The sequence below is a fragment of the Oceaniradius stylonematis genome (assembly GCF_965223445.1).
GTDB classification, from domain to species: domain Bacteria; phylum Pseudomonadota; class Alphaproteobacteria; order Rhizobiales; family Rhizobiaceae; genus Roseitalea; species Roseitalea stylonematis.
In genome coordinates, this window is record NZ_OZ244994.1 from 431,270 (window position 1) to 448,282 (window position 17,013).

16 protein-coding genes are annotated in these 17,013 nt (G+C 60.9%); 1 reads left to right on the top strand and 15 read right to left on the bottom strand.

Annotation, left to right across the window (positions count from 1 at the left end; genetic code table 11):
- Positions 1-661 precede the first annotated feature (661 nt).
- The 10 genes from ACOQOU_RS02260 to ACOQOU_RS02305 all read right to left on the bottom strand — a co-directional run bounded on the left by ACOQOU_RS02260 (position 662) and on the right by ACOQOU_RS02305 (position 13,950).
- Entirely contained in the window at positions 662-2,287 is a 1,626-nt protein-coding gene (locus ACOQOU_RS02260) for an ABC transporter ATP-binding protein (protein ID WP_306025860.1), read from the bottom strand.
- Positions 2,284-3,126, bottom strand: a complete 843-nt coding sequence (locus ACOQOU_RS02265) for an ABC transporter permease (RefSeq protein ID WP_420578829.1) — start codon at positions 3,124-3,126, stop codon at positions 2,284-2,286. The genes ACOQOU_RS02260 and ACOQOU_RS02265 overlap by 4 nt, the downstream gene beginning before the upstream one ends.
- Complete coding sequence (locus ACOQOU_RS02270; RefSeq protein WP_306025861.1) at positions 3,123-4,097, bottom strand: ABC transporter permease; 975 nt, start codon at positions 4,095-4,097, stop codon at positions 3,123-3,125. Before ACOQOU_RS02270 ends, ACOQOU_RS02265 begins: the two co-directional genes overlap by 4 nt.
- A gap of 11 nt (positions 4,098-4,108) precedes the next feature.
- The gene (locus ACOQOU_RS02275; RefSeq protein WP_306025862.1) at positions 4,109-5,668 is read right to left on the bottom strand and encodes an ABC transporter substrate-binding protein; all 1,560 of its coding nucleotides are present in this window, start codon (positions 5,666-5,668) and stop codon (positions 4,109-4,111) included.
- 45 nt (positions 5,669-5,713) lie between these two features.
- Positions 5,714-6,775 (bottom strand): histone deacetylase family protein, encoded by a 1,062-nt coding sequence (locus ACOQOU_RS02280; protein ID WP_109767596.1) that lies wholly within the window; start codon positions 6,773-6,775, stop codon positions 5,714-5,716.
- 6 nt (positions 6,776-6,781) lie between these two features.
- A complete protein-coding gene (locus tag ACOQOU_RS02285; protein ID WP_306025863.1) occupies positions 6,782-8,212 on the bottom strand; it encodes an NAD-dependent succinate-semialdehyde dehydrogenase in 1,431 nt (476 codons plus the stop codon).
- A gap of 10 nt (positions 8,213-8,222) precedes the next feature.
- A complete protein-coding gene (locus tag ACOQOU_RS02290; protein ID WP_109767598.1) occupies positions 8,223-9,611 on the bottom strand; it encodes a sulfatase in 1,389 nt (462 codons plus the stop codon).
- Between the two features lie 4 nt (positions 9,612-9,615).
- A complete protein-coding gene (locus tag ACOQOU_RS02295; RefSeq protein WP_306025864.1) occupies positions 9,616-11,010 on the bottom strand; it encodes an aminotransferase in 1,395 nt (464 codons plus the stop codon).
- Positions 11,011-11,280: 270 nt separating this feature from the next.
- On the bottom strand, positions 11,281-12,048 hold the full coding sequence (locus tag ACOQOU_RS02300; RefSeq protein ID WP_109767600.1) for a GntR family transcriptional regulator: 768 nt from the start codon (positions 12,046-12,048) through the stop codon (positions 11,281-11,283).
- A 618-nt stretch (positions 12,049-12,666) separates the two neighbouring features.
- The gene (locus ACOQOU_RS02305; protein ID WP_420578830.1) at positions 12,667-13,950 is read right to left on the bottom strand and encodes an NAD(P)/FAD-dependent oxidoreductase; all 1,284 of its coding nucleotides are present in this window, start codon (positions 13,948-13,950) and stop codon (positions 12,667-12,669) included.
- Positions 13,951-13,959: 9 nt separating this feature from the next.
- On the opposite strand from ACOQOU_RS02305, the gene ACOQOU_RS02310 reads away from it, so the two are divergent.
- Positions 13,960-14,340, top strand: coding sequence for a hypothetical protein (locus ACOQOU_RS02310; protein WP_306025866.1), 381 nt, complete (start codon positions 13,960-13,962; stop codon positions 14,338-14,340).
- Here ACOQOU_RS02310 and ACOQOU_RS02315 read toward each other — a convergent pair.
- The 5 genes from ACOQOU_RS02315 to rbsD form a co-directional block, all read right to left on the bottom strand.
- A complete protein-coding gene (locus ACOQOU_RS02315) occupies positions 14,261-14,494 on the bottom strand; it encodes a hypothetical protein (RefSeq protein WP_306025961.1) in 234 nt (77 codons plus the stop codon). The two genes, ACOQOU_RS02310 and ACOQOU_RS02315, sit on opposite strands and share 80 nt — an antisense overlap.
- A complete protein-coding gene (locus ACOQOU_RS02320) occupies positions 14,419-14,877 on the bottom strand; it encodes a LysR family transcriptional regulator (protein ID WP_346433274.1) in 459 nt (152 codons plus the stop codon). The genes ACOQOU_RS02315 and ACOQOU_RS02320 overlap by 76 nt, the downstream gene beginning before the upstream one ends.
- 98 nt (positions 14,878-14,975) lie before the next feature.
- Positions 14,976-15,650 (bottom strand): deoxyribose-phosphate aldolase, encoded by a 675-nt coding sequence (gene deoC / locus ACOQOU_RS02325; RefSeq protein WP_306025867.1) that lies wholly within the window; start codon positions 15,648-15,650, stop codon positions 14,976-14,978.
- 74 nt (positions 15,651-15,724) lie between these two features.
- On the bottom strand, positions 15,725-16,546 hold the full coding sequence (locus ACOQOU_RS02330; protein ID WP_109767603.1) for a 3-methyl-2-oxobutanoate hydroxymethyltransferase: 822 nt from the start codon (positions 16,544-16,546) through the stop codon (positions 15,725-15,727).
- A 4-nt stretch (positions 16,547-16,550) separates the two neighbouring features.
- On the bottom strand, positions 16,551-17,012 hold the full coding sequence (gene rbsD, locus ACOQOU_RS02335; protein WP_109767604.1) for a D-ribose pyranase: 462 nt from the start codon (positions 17,010-17,012) through the stop codon (positions 16,551-16,553).
- Between the last annotated feature and the right edge of the window lies 1 nt (position 17,013).

Sequence of the window (17,013 nt, forward strand, 5' to 3'; positions counted from 1 at the left end):
CCGCAGAAGGCAATTTTCCACCGATATGGGCGCCATCGTAAAGCGTTCGCGCAAGGACGGGTCTGTAGCATGGCTCGCGCAGATTGTCATAAAGCGCGGCGGCAAGATCGTTCTGCGCGAGAACTGACCCACGCCCCGACCGTTGGACGGGTTCCGGCGAGGATTGAGCTACTCTCTGCACTTGCTGATCGGTTTGGGTTTCGTCTTTTCTCAACCGATAGGCCATGGCTGGAGGCTTGCCGCCAAGGGCGGAATGGGGCGCCCGCGACGGCCTTTGGCATCCGTTGAGATGCGCACGACGGATCGGCGCAGGCGGGCAATCCGGGCGAACGACGTGAACCGGCTGCCCTTGTGGGTGTTTGGGACCCCAGCCGAAGCGAAGTGATGGACGGCCTCGTTCAACACCTCGACGCAGAAGTCGGCCTCCAATGTGTTCGAGATGCGCCAGACCGGAACCTTGCGCGTCTGCCAGTCGCGGATTGCCACGGAAGACATGAACCCGCGCCGCATCGGCAGGAACGGGATGTCGTCACACCAAACCGGGTTGGGCCGGGCCACCCGTAAACCGCGCTGCAGATAGGACAGGTTTTGTGGCGTGTGGCCGGTTTTCTGGTGTTCGGCTTGTGCCGGCCGGCATAAGGCGCATCAGTCGACGGACGCTCTAAGAAAGGTAGGACTGCTCCGTGTGGCCAAAGCCGGCATGCAAACTCGATTCGATCAACGTCTTCGTATAGGCGCTGTGCGGATTTTCGAAGACGTGCCTGCTGGCACCGGTTTCCACGATCCGCCCCGATTTCATGACAATGATCGTGTCACTGATTTCGGCGGCGATCGCGAGATCATGCGTGATGAAGATCAAAGACAGGTTCATTTCCTTCTTCAGGTCTTCCAGCAAATCCAGGATCCTGCGCTGGATCGTGACGTCGAGTGCCGACACGGGCTCGTCGGCGACGACAACTTCCGGATCCAGGCACAATGCCCGCGCGATCGCGATGCGTTGGCGCTGCCCGCCGGAAAATTCTTGCGGAAACCGGTTGGCGGCACTCGCATCGAGCCCGACACGCTCCAGCCATTTGTCCGTTGTCCGTTTCGCCTCCAAACCGGGAATGCCGCTCGCCTTGAGGTTGCGCATCATCTGCGTCCCAATCCGGCAACGCGGATTGAGCGAGGAGAACGGATCCTGGAAGACCATCTGGATGCGCCGGCGCGCGCGTCTCAAATCTGATCCCTTGAGTGCGGAAAGGGTGTCTTTGCCCAAGGTGACGCTACCCGAATCCGGCTGCAACAAATGCATCAGAATGCGCCCCAACGTCGACTTTCCGGACCCGGATTCGCCCACGATTGAGATGGTTTCGCCGCGATGAAGCGTGAAGCTCACATCATCTGACGCAACAACATCGCCCATCTTTCGCCATGACCCGGAACCGCGATAGACCTTCTTGATGTCGCGCGCCTCAAGCACCGGCTCGCCTTTCCCGACGGCCGCCGGCGCTACGGGTGTGCCCTTGGGTACGGAGTCCAGAAGCTGGCGGGTGTATCCGTGCTTCGGCCGGTTCAGAACTTCGGCGGCCGTCCCTTGCTCCACCAGAATGCCGTGACGCATGACCGCCACCCGATCAGCGATTTCCGCGACCACGCCGAAATCGTGCGTGACGAACATGACCGCCATCTGCATTTCGCGCTGCACTTTGCGAATGAGATCCAGAATCTGGGCCTGCGTGGTGACATCCAGGGCTGTGGTCGGTTCGTCGGCGATCAACAGCCTCGGCCGCAGCACCAGGGCCATGGCAATCATGACGCGCTGCCGCTGTCCACCCGACAATTCCTTCGGATAGCGTCTGAGCATCCGCTCCGGTTCGGGGAACCCGACCGATTCGAGCACCTCCAGCACCATGTCCCGGCGTTTCGACTTGGCAAGTTGGCGGTGAAAGCGAATGCTTTCATCGATCTGGTCGCCAATACGCATCAGCGGGTTGAGCGTCGACATCGGCTCCTGAAAGACCATGCCGATTTCGGCGCCCCGCAGCCGGCGTAGCTCGCGCTCTGACATTGCTGTCACGTCCTCTTCACCGAAGAGGATGTCGCCGCTGCGGTGGGTCAGAACGTTTGGCAAAAGGCCCATTATGCTGTGCGACAGCACCGATTTGCCCGACCCCGACTCTCCGACGACGCAAAGAAGCTCATTGTCACCGACGCCGATGGAGACATCTTCGACGGCAAGTTTCCTGTCTCCGCCAAAGGGCAGCCCGATCGACAGGTTCCGGATTTGGAGCAACATGCCGGTCATGCTTTGGCGCCCCCCCGCTGGCTTGGGCTGATCGCGTCGTTCAGGCCTTCGCCGAGCAGATTGATGGCAAGGACCGCCACCATGATGGCCAGACCGGGAAAGACACTCATCCACCAAGCCTGTCTGATGACCGTACGCCCGACACCGATCATGTACCCCCAGCTGGCCAGGTTGGGATCGCCCAGCCCAAGAAAGCTGATTGCACTTTCAAGCAGGATCGCCGTGGCAACGCCAAGCGATGCCATCACGATGATCGGAGGCAGGGCATTGGGAAGGATCTCACGAAGGGCAATGTCCCATCCGGGCCGTCCTGCCGATACCGCAGCCGACACATATTCGAGATTGCGCTTCGCAAGGAACTCTGCCCGCGCGAGGCGCGCAATGGGTGGCCACGACACAACCGCGATCGCGGTGATGGTGGACGCAAGCGAGGGCTGGAAGACGGCGACGAGCATGATGGCCAGAACGAAGCTTGGTATCGTTTGAAAAATCTCGGTCAGACGCATCAACGCATTGTCGACCCTGCCGGAGAAAAACCCGGCGACGCCGCCAACCACAAGTCCGATCGCCAGTGCGGCGACGGTCGCCGCCAGGCCCACAAACAGCGATACGCGGCTGCCGTGGATGATGCCGGATAGAATGTCACGCCCCAGCGTATCCGAACCGAGCAGAAACCCATCCGACAGAGGCGGCGTGAAAGGACGGCCGACCATATCCCACGGATCGTTGGGTGAAATGACGGGCGCGGCCAGCGCGATGACGACGAGGCCGGCCAACAGGCAAGTGCCGGCGAGCGTTTTCGACGAGGACGCCACAAAGCCAAACGGTGAGTGCTTCACGAGACCTCCATCGTTGGATCGAAAACCTTGTAGGCAAGATCGGTTATGATGTTGAAGAACACGACCATGATCGAGCTGATGAGAAAGACACCCATCAATACCGGATAGTCCCTCTGCAAGAGCGCATCGAACGCCAGCCGCCCGATGCCGGGCCAGGCAAAGACGGTTTCGACCACGACGGCGCCGCCGACCAAATGGCCGGCCTGCATGCCCGCGATGGTAATGACCGGCAGAAGGGCGTTGCGCAACACATGCGCCCCGACGATGCGGAAGGGCGGCAAACCCTTGGCCCGCGCCAGCTTCACGTAATCCATCTGCAATACGTCCAGCATCGCCGTTCTTGTCAGCCGCGTGTAGGTCGCCGCGTAGAGAAGCGACAACGTCACCGCGGGCAGCACGAGATATTTCAACCGGTCAGCAATCTGCCCGATAAAGCCGTAATCGGCTCCTATCGTTTCGCTGCCAAATGCCGGAAACCATCCGAGAAAGACCGAGAACACCAAGATCAACATCAGTCCGGTGAAGAAGACTGGACTGGCATAAAGCACCATTGCCGCCGTCCCCACGGCGGTGTCGATCCAGTTGTCTCGATTGAGCGCGGCTGCAACCCCGAATGCGACGCCCAATATCAAGGCGATCGCAAACGCACTCAGCGTCAACAGCAATGTGTTGGGAAGCCGCTCGGCAATCAGATCGATCACCGGCAATTGCTGCCGGTAGGAATAGCCCAGATCGAATTGCAGCAACTGAAGATAGTACTTTCCCAATTGAACGAGGATCGGCTGGTCGAGGCCGAATTGCTCGCGCAATTGGGCAAGGTACAGTTCGTCGGCTGCGCCCGATTGGCCCGCCAGCACGGATGCCGGGTCCCCGGGCGCCAGCCTGACCAATGCGAAATTGATCAGGCTGACGGCAAGGATGATCAGCAATGCCTGTGAAAGCAGCCGTAACGTTGAGATTGCTGTCCGCATCGCCTGGCAGACTATTCCGCGATCTGCACGTCTGCGAAGCTGCCATTGACGCCATGGGCGGTTGTGACGAGACCTTCGACAGTCTTGGCATGAATCGTGGGAAACTTGATCTCGATGAGCCAGGCAAGCGGCACGTCGTCCACGAGGACCTGCTGAGCCTTGGTATAGGTCTCCTGCAGTCGAGCCTGATCGGTTTCGACCGTCGCTTCGTCGAACAACGTGTCGACCTCGGGATTGGAATAGCCCATCGTATTGGAGAAAAGCACGTTGCGGATATTGGACGAAGAGTAGGTCCGGTGAATGCCGATCGCCGGGTGGCCGAGTTGATAGACGAAATCGAGTGTCAACTCGTAATCCCATGCAGCGACGCGCTGCGCCCAGGTTCCGCGATCGACCGATTCGAGCGTGACCTCGATACCGACCTTGCTCAGCGCCTGCTTGATGTACTCGCCGGTGCGCACGAACGTGGTTCCGTAGGGCAAGCCCAGCAGCTTCACGCGATGGCGCACGCCCGATGCATCCGGGGTCAAGCCCATTTCATCGAGCAATTGCTCCGCTTTCGCCGGATCATAAGGGTATTCAGGAACGTCCGCGCTGTAGTATTTCATCGTCGAGGAGATCGGGCCGGTCGCAGGCTTTGCCGAACCGAACCAGATCGCGTCCGCGATGAAATTGCGATCGAGCGCATACATCAATGCCTGCCGATAACGCTTGTCGCCGAGCGGACCGACGCGATGGTTGATTTCGATCCACATGAGCGGCGAGAAGAACTCGTAGCCCTCATATGTGACTTCGAAATTGTCGTTGCTGCGGAAACGCTCGACATCGACATACTCGATGTCACTGAAGCTGGTGACCTGCACGTCGCCGTTCTCGAGCGCGATGGACCGCGCCGCTTCGTCGGGAATGACGCGGAACAGGATTTCGTCGAGATGGGGACGGTCCGCCTGCCAGTAGTCGGAATTGCGCTCAAGAAGGATGTATTCGCCCTTCTTCCACTCCTTCAGCTTGAAAGGCCCGGTGCCGATCGGCGTTTCGTTTGCCGGATTGGCGGCGTAATCCGTGCCCTCGTAAATGTGCTTGGGCATCATGGGTGCCGTGTTCATCGCCAAGGCAGTGAGGAAGGCGTTGAAGGGGTTCTTGAGGGTGATCACCACCGTGTCGTCGTCGGGCGTTTCAATCGTGTCGATAACGGCCAGGGTGGTCCGGGCGATCGGATGCGTCTGCGGCAACATCGTGCCGAGCGAAAACGCAACATCGGCCGAGGAGAACGGCGCGCCGTCATGCCATTTGACGTTTTCCTGCAGATTGAAGGTGTAGGTCTTGCCGTCCGCCGAGATCTCCCATGATTCCGCAAGGCTCGGCTGAGGGTCGAGCGCCTTGTCAAAAACGATCAGGCCCTCGTAGATCTTCCCCCCGATCGTCTGCGTCGGCGCCTGCAGATTCAACCCCAGTATCAACGTCGCGGGCTCCGGATTGATCGCCATGGAGAGACGCTGATCGGCGGCCTGGGCCAAAGATGCACTGGATGACATCGCAAGTAGCGCGACACCGACAAGCGCCGAAAACATTCTTTTTCCCATGGTCTTAACACTCCCTGTTTGTGACTAAGTTGCTTAGTGCTGGGCAGTCGATATGCGCGCTTCTCCCGAAACGTTCGTTGTTGCGAAGGGCCTCAGGAAAGACCTGAGATTTTCGCCGAGATGAGGTCCGTCGTACCCGCCCTCCTGCACCAGCAGCACCGGCATTTCGCAATGCTGAAATGCACGCGCCATGTCCTCGAAGGCGGGCGTGGTGACGCGGAACTTGCCCATTGGGTCCAATTCGAAGGCGTCCAGACCCAGGGCGACGACGATCACCTGGCAGTCCAGCTCTCGGGCGCGGGCGCACAAACGCTGCACCGCGCCTACGACCTTCTCGTCGCCGGAGCCGTGCGGCAGCGGCAGGTTCATGTTCCAGCCGAACCCCTCGCCCTCTCCCTCCTCATCGGCGTAACCCTGATAGAAAGGATAAAAGTCGCTCGGGTCGGCGTGGACGGAACCGCAAAAGACATCGTCTCTGGAGTAAAAAATCTCCTGCGTTCCGTTGCCGTGGTGCACATCGACATCGATGATCGCAACGCGCTCGTAGCGGTCGAGCAGCCGTTGCGCGGCGATGGCGGCGTTGTTGAGAAAGCAGAAGCCGCCTGCCAGATCGCTGTGCGCATGGTGCCCGGGAGGACGGCAGAGCGCATAACAAAGCGCTTCTCCGGCGATGATCTGATCAGCACCGGCGAGTGCGGCTTGCGCGCTCCAGTAGGCGGCTTCAACCGTGTGAGGACCGATAGGGCAATTGGTGCCGTTCATGTAGTAACCGGCAAGCCCGAGAATTCCCCTGGGCCGTGTTCTGCCATAGCGAACAGGATGAATATGGGGAACGCACTCCGGCCCGGCATCGTCCAGTTTGCTCCAAAGCAAGGACGCTGCTTTGAGAAAGGCGATGTAGCCGGCATCGTGGATTTTCAAGATCGGATCCCAGCCGAGGTCCGCCGGCTGGGCTTGAACGAAGCCGCTTTCGAGCGCGGCGTTCAGCAATCTTCGTGTGCGCGAAGGATGCTCCGGCGCCAACTGCAGCTTGCCGGCAAAAAACTGAATTTGCGGATCGTGTAGTCGCTGCCTCTCGTCGTAAAACACCTTCATCGCGGTTCACCAAGCCAACTGAGAAACGAGCTTCGGGGTGAGATAGGCCTCCAGACCCTCGATGCCCCCCTCACTTCCATAACCGCTTTCCTTCACCCCGCCGAACGGGGTTTCTGGAGTGAAAACAACGGTATGATTGATGCCGAGCATTCCCGTCTCGATGCGCGACGAAATCTCGGCGGCTGTCTTTTGCGATGACGTATAGGCGTAGGCGGCCAATCCGTATGGCAATGCGTTTGCCTTCTCGATCACCCCGTCCAGCGTATCGAACCGTTGTATGGGAACGACCGGACCGAATATCTCCTCGGTCATCGCGCTGGCCGTATCGGGAACGTCGCTCAGAACCGTGGGAGGAAAGAAAAAGCCCAGATTGCCGAGGCGGCGGCCGCCGCATTCGATAGTCGCACCCTTGGACGTCGCATCCTCGACAAACGCTTCCATGGCATCGAGACGGCGCTTGTTCGCCAATGCGCCGATGTCGCTGTCTTCGTCGATCCCGGGTTTGACCTGCAGAGCCGCCGAAATTTCGGTGAAATGCCGGACGAAACTGTCATGCACCCGGTCGTGCACGAAGAACCGGCTCGGAGAGATGCAGATTTGGCCGGCGTTGCGATATTTGTTCGTTGCAACCGATTTCGCCGCTTTTTCCACGTCAGCGTCTTCCGCGACAATGACAGGCGCGTGACCGCCCAATTCCAGCGTTATCCGCAACACCCGATCGGCGGCGAGACGTGCGAGGTGTTTGCCCACCTCGGTAGACCCGGTGAACGACACCTTCCTGATCTCCGCGGTGGCGATTAGCTGGCTCGAAATCTCGGCAGGAACGCCAAATACGATGTTCAGAACACCTGCCGGCAAACCGGCGTCTTCAAAAGCCTTGGCGATCGCCAGTGCGGTGGCTGGCGTTTCCTCGGATGGTTTCAAGACCAGAGTACAGCCGGCGGCAAGCGCGCCGCCAATCTTGCGGCAGGGCGTTGTGGCGGGCACATTCCATGCCGCGAAGGAAGCGCAGGGGCCAACCGGCTCCTTCAAGACGACCTGCATGGCGCCGGGCAGTCGGGACGGGATTTGCCGCCCGTAAGCCCGCTTGCCCTCCTCCGCATACCAATCGAGGATATCGGCGGCGAACATTACCTCGGTGCGGGCTTCGCGGATGGGTTTGCCCGATTCCAGCGTCAGGTTCCGGGCGATTGCGTCAAGGCGTGCGCGCATGAGAGCCGCCGCGCCGCTGATGATCCGGGCACGTTCGAGCGCCGATACATTCTTCCAGGTCAGGAATGCCCGGTGAGCTGCCTTCGCCGCGCGATCGAGATCGTCGGCGGTCGCGTGAGGAACCTGCCCGAGAACTGCCTCGGTCGCCGGATCGATCAGGTCCTCCGTGCGGCGACCTTCCTTGATCCACTCACCATCGATAAAAAGGGACAGGTTGTCGAACATCAACGGGTCCTCACGCAAACGCCGGATAGGGGTTCACGACCAGATTGCGGAGTACGCCGCGCTCGTCCACCTGAACGCCAAAACGCCTGTAGTATTCTTCCTTGGGCAGAAACTCGTCGCCAATCGCCTTCATGTGCGCGCGCGTGGCCGCTGCCAGGCTCTTGCGGACGGCATTATGATCCGGATCGTCGATCAGGTTGGTCAGTTGGTACGGGTCGACCAGGTTGTCATAAAGCAGCCACGGCCCGTCGATCGTCTCGATGTAGGTATGCCGCATTGTCCGCACCCCGCGATATTCCATGCGCCGCCCCCGGAACGTGGGAAGCATGTCTTCGCCCCTGGAATCGAGCACTGTGGTCGGGCATGGATTGGTTATGAATGCCGATTGCGGACCGAACGCCGCCGTGCCCACAAGCGCGCCGGAGCAGTCGACGCCCTGGACCTCTTTGGGAATGCCGATGCCGCAAAACCCCAGCAGCGTGGGCATGATATCGACGGTGCTGATTGTAAATCCCGCAGCGCTGCCAGCGACGAGTCTGCCCGGTAAGCGCATGATCATGGGCACGCGGATGGATTCGTCCCACGGCCAGCCTTTCTTGTAGACGCCCTGGGATCCGTGCATGTCGCCATGATCGGATGTGAAAACCAAAAGCGTGTCCTGTTCCAGGCCAAGCCTGGAAAGTTCATCGAGAAGCCGCCCGAACTGCTCATCAAGAAAGGTGATCTGGGCGTAGTATCCCCATAGGTCGTCGCGCGGTATTTCGCTGCAGTTGGGACGCGCTTTGATCGAGACCGGGTCGTACATGTCCAGATAGCGCTGCGGGACCATCTTGTAGGGATTGTGCGGAGGCCCCCAGGAAAGGACAGCGATGAAGGGCTTCTCTTTCGGGCGGCCTTCCAGATAGTCCAGAAGCTCGTCCATCTGCGCTTCGGCGTCATAGCCTTTCCAGACGAGCTGTTCGGATTCCGAGCGATGGAATTTGGATTCAAGATAGTTGTGCTCGAAATTGGCGGCTGCCCAATGCCTGAACCCGCGACGGCGTTCGTTCGGAACAGGTGCCTTGCGGTCGGGGCCGTCCAGGTGCCACTTGCCGATGTACGCCGTGTCGTATCCCGCGTCGTGAAAGCATTCACCCAACGTCTTGTGAGACACCTCCAGGGCGACATCGTTGGCGATCACGCCGTTCGATAGCGGATTCTGACCGCTGATCAGGCATCCGCGATAGGGGCCGCAAACGGACGGAGACGCGACGCAGACGGGGAAGATCACACCTTCACGTGAGAACGCGTCAATTCGCGGTGTTATGACGTCTTCTTCTCCGTAACATCCCACCGACGAGGCGCGGAGTTGGTCGGCAAAGATGAAGATGACATTCGTATGGTTCGTACGCCGCTGCATCCGTTCAGCGCCCTGCCCGTGATGCGAACTCGGTTACGGCCTCGAGCGTGTCCGCGAATTTGTCGACGATTTCGTCCAGTTCGCTCTTCGTGCAGAACAGTGGAGGACAAAGACCAAGCGAATCGCTTGCAGGCAGCGCCCGGGTAATCAGGCCCCTTTCATAGGCAAGCTTCGCGAACCGTCCATTGACCTTGCCGAACGGATCGAACAGCTTCTTCGACCGTTTGTCCGCAACCAGTTCGACTGCCGCAATAAGTCCGACACCGCGAACCTCTCCAACCAGCGGGTGGCTTTCGAACTCGCGCAGCCGCTGCTGAAAATACGCGCCCGATTGTGCAACATGGCCCACAACATCGCGCTCCTGATATATTGTGAGCGCTTCCAGGGCGACAGCGCAGGCGACCGGATGGCCGCTATAGGTGTAACCGTGACCGAACACACCTCTCGTATTGCTGGCCGACGCAATCTTCTCGTACAGCTCTTCGGTCACGGTCACGGCACCGATCGGCATGTAAGCCGATGACAATTGCTTGGCGAAGGTCATGATGTCGGGACGAATGCCGAATGTCTCGCTCCCGAACATCTTTCCGGTGCGCCCGAAGCCGCATATCACCTCGTCCGAGATGAACAGGATGCCATAACGGTCCAGCACAGCCTGGATTTTCTCGAAATAGCCTTCGGGCGGAACGATCACCCCCCCGGCGCCCATGACGGGTTCCGCGATGAAGGCCGCAATCGTCGTCGGCCCGGCTTCGAGGATGAGCTTCTCGAGTTCGTCGGCCTTGCGCTGCGAGAATTCCTCTTCCGTCTCGCCTTTCTCTCCATGGCGCCAAAAATGCGGACACTCCGCATGCAAGATCTGGCTGAAAGGCAGATTGAACCCCCCATGCATGACGGGAAGGCCTGTCGCGCTTCCGGAAGCAACGTTCGAACCGTGATAGGCACGCTTGCGCGATATGATCTTGACACGCTCCGGCTCGCCTGCGGCGTTCCAGTAGTACCAGGCGAGCTTGATCGCGGTATCGACCGCCTCAGAGCCCGAATTGGTGTAGATCACCTTGGACATCTCGACAGGCAGCATGGAAAGGAGAGCCTTCCCGAGCTTGATCGCTGCTGGGTTCGATTTGTGTGCAAATGTATGATAATATGGAAGTTTCTTGAGCTGCTCGGTAGCGGCGTTGATCAAACGCTCTTCCGAATAGCCGAGCCCGATCGCCCACAGCCCCGACATGGCGTCGATGTATTCGCGACCCGCGTCGTCATAGATCCGCGCGCCCTCACCTCGCACGACGACATCCGGTCCAATCTGGCCATGGGCCACTGCATTCGTGAAAGGATGAAGCAAGGAGGAAACATCGTCTTCCCTCAGTGCGTCCAAATTCGAGTGAGCGTCGGCCATGCAAGCCCTCTTCGTTCTGGGTTGCGGAGACTGCAAACGGGATGGGTTTGCGTATCCTCCTATTGATCCTATTTATTAGGACCTTTAGTCACACAATCGCTCCTGATCGAATGAGAGTCAAGCGTGTGATTTCGGAAGTTGCGACCTGCGTGCGCCGCTACGGTTTTTTGGGCACGCGTGACTGACATCGCATGATGCGACGTCAGTGCCGTCCGGACACCTGAAGAGAATGGCTGGTGAGACGAAGGATTGGGCTGGCAGCGAGCTGCGCTACTTTTTCAGGTCCATCTCAAGCCTGAAGCTGTCGGCCCTGTAGGTCAAATGCCCAAAATAGATGACATCTTCATTCTTGGCTTGGATCGATCGCACGACTTCAACCGTGGCGGCGCCGACATCGATGTTGAGGTACCGGGATATCTCAGGATCCGCGACGGACACCGTTAGCGTCTGGTGAGCCTTGCCGATCTCGATTCCGTTCAACCGGCTCATAACCGGAATGATCGGCAGGGAGTCGAACTCCTCTTCGGCCATCTCATATACGCCCTTGTCGAGAAATATCTCCAAGACGAGATGAGGCGCGCCCTCATAGCTGTGAAGCTTTCTCAAGAAACGGTAGCTTCCGGTCGACCTGCCTTCTCCACCGGCCAAAGGAGGCATATTGGCACTGTCCCTGCTCTCCAGGAGTTTGGATTCTGTTCCTTCGATTAGACGGACCAATTCCTTCCAGTCGGTAGCGACGGTAAGCCAGTGCCGACTGCGAGCATGCGCCGTAACGAAGGTGCCTTTTCCCTGTCGCCGCCATATCAATCGCTCGGCTTCGAGCAAATCCATGGCCTGGCGGATCGTTACCCTGGCGACGTTCAGCTGCTGTGCCAGTTGCTCCAACGTTGGCAGTTGCATTCCGACAGGCCATTCGCCCGAACGCATTTTCCGTCTGAACACGCTGGCGATTTGGACGTATAGGGGGGCGCCACCGTCTTCCAGCACCGCAAAATGGTGTGTGACCTTTGTATTTTCAGGGCTGACCTTATTCTTCACGTCAAGCTTTGCCTCTGTTTCAATTTGCTTTCCCGATCTCGGGAGAACCGGCCTTCAAGTGCGTCGACGCCGCGTCCGGGTTGACCATTTGATACAATTTAAAAAACCAGATCAATCGTAACTATTGCCTTTGATCGGAAAACGCCAGACCGCCAGGTTTGCCCACCGCCACCTTGTTTCGGGTGTCTTCCCCGTAAAAAGGCCGAGAAAGCCAGCGCCGCATAAGCCCCGGGCACAAGCCGCGACATCGGTACCCGGTCCTGCGTCGGTCGAGGACACGGTGAACCGCGCCGGATTTGCCGGAGGGTCCAACTCAACAGTGGGAAGGACGATCCTGCGCAAGACCACGAACAACTTCTCCCCCGAAGTGTGCGAGCGTGCCGTCCGGCTTGTGATGGATCATGAACATGAACAGGCCTCGCGCCGCTCGGCCCGCGGGATCGAGGCGGCGCTGGAGCGCTAGGCCGGATGGCGCGCCTGCCGATCGAACCGCAAGGGGCGCCGCAACCGGAAAGCGGCGGTTGAACCGTTCGATGGACCCAAAACCATCTCAACGGGCCGCCATGATGGCGCTCGACAAGGCCCATCCGGCGAGCATTTGTCGTCAGACAAAAGACTTCAGGATCCGCCGAGCCGCGCGCCGACCAAATGGGCGGCAAGACTGCCAAGGTCATAACAGGCTGCCTTCACCGGCGCCATAATGTCCGACCGGGTCCGTGAAAGGGGCAGCGGAAACGATTCGGGCGCGCCCGTCATGGCCCATTGTGCCGCGCATTTGCCGAACACCGTGCCCGGCCCGATGCCGCGGCCGCTATAGCCGAAGATCGAGATGCCGTCCTCGCCGAGCGCAACGATGCGCGGCAGATGATCGTCGGTCATGGCGATGCGGCCTCTCCAGCCGAACTCCAGATCGAGATCGGCGAGCGCCGGATAGATCGACCGGACCTTGCGTCGTGCCCAATGACGATGCGTGCTCGAGCGCCAGCCAGCCGGATTGCCCACGCCGCCGATGACCAGCCTTCCGGTGCGATCGAACCGGAACGACGACATCACCGTCGCCGTATCCCAGCAACCCTCCCCTCGCGGCAGCAACCGCCCGCGCTGCGCTTCCGGGACAGGACTGGTAGCGAACTGGAGATAGAAGACCGGAGTGAAGGCCCGCGCCTGCGGCAGCACAGTGTCGTAGGCGTTGGTGGCGTGGATCAGCCGCTTTGCGCGCAGGCTGCCGGCCGGTGTCTCGATGCGCCATCCGCCAGCGTCGCGTGACCATCCGAGCGCCGGTGTGTGGGTGTGAAGGCGCGCGCCCGAATCGGCAGCCGCGCGGGCAAGCCCATGGACGTAGGCAAGCGGCTGAATGGTACCGGCGCGTGCGTCGTGTAGCGCGCCGTGAAAGGCCTCAGAGCCGGTACGCTCGGCGGTTTGCGCACGACCAAGCAGCGTCACCGGCGCGCCGCGCTGGATCTGCTGGCGGTGCCGGTTGCGCAGGTCGCCGAACCCCCTTGCCGAATGCGCCAGATGCAGCGTTCCGTTGCGCGTCGCCTCGCATGCGATGTGGAACCGCTCGATCAGCGAGAACACCAGATCCGGGCCCACGGCCAGCGCATCGTTGAGCCGCGTTCCAGCTTCGGCGCCAAGCATCGTCTCGATCTCGGCTGGCGGCGTCCAAAGCCCGGCATTGACGAGCCCGACATTCCGGCCCGAGCCGCCATGTCCGAAGCTCCTTGCCTCGATCAGCCTGATGTCTGCGCCTTCAAGCGCGAGATGCAGCGCGGCGCTGAGCCCGGTGAAGCCGCCGCCGATCACCGCGACATCGGCCGTTGCGTCGCCCTCTAGCGGCGGCGCCTGGATAGAAGGTGGCGTCGTAGCGCTCCAAAGATTTAGCATGGCGTCATTTTCTGTCATGATGCGGATATGGGCGGCATCCTTGGCCCACACTTCCCGTCATCGCCCGTGTCGTTTCCGACATCCAGTTCTGAAATTGCCGCACGGCCTTCCGCCGCACAAACACGGGGTGGACCCAAAAGCCACAATTCCGGTCGGTGCGCGCGGTGCACCGAATCCGGTGCGCAGGCGTCCGTCATCGATGAGATCACGCCGGACGCGCGATGGCGCCAGCGCCACGCCATGACCGCTGAGTGCCGCCTGAAGAACCAACGACATGCACTCATGGCCGTTGCCTTCGATTGGGCCGGCCGGGTGAACATCGAGCGCCTCAAACCAGTCGCGCCAAAAGGCCGTGGCACCCGTTTTGAAGGATCGGCGGCGCATTCATCAGGGCCGTCGGTGCCGTGACACCTGGTCCGGCAAGATACTCGGGCGTTGCCACCGGCACCATGTCCTCGGCGAGCAGCACCTTGCCGGACAGTTCGGTCAGCGCGCCGTCGGCGCAACGGATCGCGCATTCCAGCCCGAACGGATGGGCGGGGTCTTCTGCCGGTTCCGGCAAGCCAGATTGACCGATATCTCGGGGTGTAGCGCATGAAACGGGCCAAGGGGCGTAATCGGCCAATAGCCGGTGACCTCCGGTGGGGCGGTTAGCGTGATGCCAAGAACGCCTTGGGGTTGGCGAACCCGTTTGCTCGCCGGACCCTGGGTCAGGGTCAGTTCACACGCGGCATGCGAAAAGCTCAATTGGCGGGCGGTCGCCTCGAAGGCGACAAGGCCGGAAATCGATGGCACGGCCCTGCCATCGGGGATGCGTTTGGCGCCAGGTTCCCTGTCCGCGCAATCAACCCGATCAGCTTGACCAGGCGGTCGAAAATTCGCGTTCATCGTGACGGTCCGCCAGATGTTTGGCGACTTGGCAGTCGATGTGGCTGCCGCCGCCATTCCTCGTCATCGTGATCTCCTCGGCCGGCCGCCATTTCAATCACATTGATGGGTCCTGACCCCAGGCAACCGGCGGCGGTCACGGCATTGGCCGACCGTCAGTAACCGCCAGCTCCGACCCGCCCCTCCATGATCGCCGGACCCGCGCTTGTTCCGATCAGCTCGGCGCCTGCCTTCAGGATGGCATCGGCATCCTCGGCGCTGCGTATGCCGCCCGATGCCTTGACCTTTGCGCGCGTCACGCAACGCTTCATGAAGCCGATCGTCTCGACGCTGGCCTTGCCGCCAAGGCCCCAGCCGGACGAGTTCTTGACATAGGCCACGCCGGCCTTTTCCGCCTGTCCGATCGCCGTCTGCCAGAGATCGTCGGGCATGGCGCCCAACTCCAGCATGATCTTCAATGGTACGGCGCCGGCGGCGTCCACGAGCGCGGCGATCTCATCGTGAAACGCGTTGACATCGCCACTGGCGAGAAAACCGATATTGGCCATGAAATCAACTTCTTGCGCCCCCTCGCTGACGAGATCCCGCATCTCGGCGACCTTGCTGCGCGTCAAGCTGCCGCCGAGCGGATAGGCCATGGCCGAACAAACGCGCACATTGGTCCCGGCAAGCCGCGCCCTGCACAGTGAAATCCAGCACGGCTGCACCATCACGCCGTTGAACCCGAACGCGGCCGCCTCGTCGCATAGGCCGGCGATCTCGTCGCGCGTCGTCGCCGGCGAGACGTTGGTATGCTGGATGTGGGCGGCAAGGCGTGAGACGTCTGACATGGCAATGCTCCTTGGTTGCCGCACGCCGAGCGCGCGGCTGGTCTGGTCGGGTTTCGGTTGGAAGACGATCCGGATCAGTTTCCGATGCGGCTGACGAACTCCTCGAGAGCGGTCTCCGCCATGTCCGCGGTCTCGGCCGCGGCAGGGAAGCCGTCATTGCGGACATCATCGCGAAAAGCAGTGAGCGCGGCGCGGCGCTCTTCATCGATCTGCCGGTGCAGCCGCACGAGGTCGCCATATCGACGTGCATGGCGGGGCACGCGATCGGTCTCACCGCAAATGTCCGAGGTAAACAGGAACATCACCTCCGCGCCCGGCCCCGAGCCCAGAGACACGGTCACGAGACCGGTGCGCTTGCTGATCTCGGCCATCAGCGGCGCGGGAACGAGTTCGGCCTCGACCGCGAAGGCGCCGGCTTCCTCAAGCCGCCGGAACCGGTGATAGAGTTCGACGGCTTCATCGGCCGTCTTGCCGAACGCGCGCACACTGCCGACCCACGTCGACTTGCGCGGCACAAAGCCCAGATGTCCCATCACCGGAATATCCTCGGACGCCAGCAGAGAGACGATCGGCAGCCGCCGCGCCGTGATCACCGCGTCGGCACCGTCCGTCAGCGCCTTGAAGGCCGTGCGCAAAATCTCTTCGTCGGTAACCGCCTCGGCAAAGCCGAGCGCAGCGGTGACGAACAGCCTTTGCGAACCCTGCCGCACCGCGGCGACGCTGCGCGCCCGGCAGACGATCATCTCGATCCCCGCCGCCTCCGCCGCCGCCGCCTCCGCAGCCGTGTCCGCGGTCACCTGGGCGAACGCGCCATGCCGGCCTTTCGAGCCCCGCAGACCGGCGACCGTGGTCAGCCGCTCGCTGTCCTGTGCAGCCCAGCTGAAGATGCGCGCCACGGGGTCAGCCCTTGAGCTTCTTGGCATATTCGGGCGGCGCCACCGTACCCGGCTTGGCAAACCACTTCGGCACGTCGACGCCCGAATAGAGCAGGATGTTGCCCCACGGATCGAAGGCGCCGGTCCGCACGATCACCTTGGCCTTGGCGGCCATGTCTCCCAGGATCGTCTCGTGCGCGATCATCTCGTGATCGGCGTCGCCGAAAAGCGCCTGAACGGTCTCCAGCAGAACCGGATTGTGAGCCGGCAGCGTGTCGGCATAGGAGACCTTTTCGGCGATGAAGTCCTCGCCGATGGCCGAAAGCACCGTCTTCAGGTCGGGAACGTCCTGGGTGATCGACAGATCGATGCGCCAGGCGTCCGACGGGATCGGAAACCCCGCATCGCAAACGATCATCAGGTCGCCATGGCCCATTTCGCCGATGGCATGGTTGAGTTCGGAATTGAGCAGCTTGCCGCGTTTCATG

What these genes read in the sequence shown, in the direction of transcription:
- ACOQOU_RS02260 (WP_306025860.1), bottom strand. Translation starts at nt 2,287, where the DNA reads ATGACCGGCATGTTGCTCCAAATCCGGAACCTGTCGATCGGGCTGCCC.
- ACOQOU_RS02270 (WP_306025861.1), bottom strand. Translation starts at nt 4,097, where the DNA reads ATGCGGACAGCAATCTCAACGTTACGGCTGCTTTCACAGGCATTGCTG.
- ACOQOU_RS02275 (WP_306025862.1), bottom strand. Translation starts at nt 5,668, where the DNA reads ATGTTTTCGGCGCTTGTCGGTGTCGCGCTACTTGCGATGTCATCCAGT.
- ACOQOU_RS02280 (WP_109767596.1), bottom strand. Translation starts at nt 6,775, where the DNA reads ATGAAGGTGTTTTACGACGAGAGGCAGCGACTACACGATCCGCAAATT.
- ACOQOU_RS02285 (WP_306025863.1), bottom strand. Translation starts at nt 8,212, where the DNA reads ATGTTCGACAACCTGTCCCTTTTTATCGATGGTGAGTGGATCAAGGAA.
- ACOQOU_RS02290 (WP_109767598.1), bottom strand. Translation starts at nt 9,611, where the DNA reads ATGCAGCGGCGTACGAACCATACGAATGTCATCTTCATCTTTGCCGAC.
- ACOQOU_RS02295 (WP_306025864.1), bottom strand. Translation starts at nt 11,010, where the DNA reads ATGGCCGACGCTCACTCGAATTTGGACGCACTGAGGGAAGACGATGTT.
- ACOQOU_RS02305 (WP_420578830.1), bottom strand. Translation starts at nt 13,950, where the DNA reads ATGACAGAAAATGACGCCATGCTAAATCTTTGGAGCGCTACGACGCCA.
- ACOQOU_RS02310 (WP_306025866.1), top strand. Translation starts at nt 13,960, where the DNA reads ATGGGCGGCATCCTTGGCCCACACTTCCCGTCATCGCCCGTGTCGTTT.
- ACOQOU_RS02320 (WP_346433274.1), bottom strand. Translation starts at nt 14,877, where the DNA reads ATGGCGGCGGCAGCCACATCGACTGCCAAGTCGCCAAACATCTGGCGG.
- deoC (WP_306025867.1), bottom strand. Translation starts at nt 15,650, where the DNA reads ATGTCAGACGTCTCACGCCTTGCCGCCCACATCCAGCATACCAACGTC.
- rbsD (WP_109767604.1), bottom strand. Translation starts at nt 17,012, where the DNA reads ATGAAACGCGGCAAGCTGCTCAATTCCGAACTCAACCATGCCATCGGC.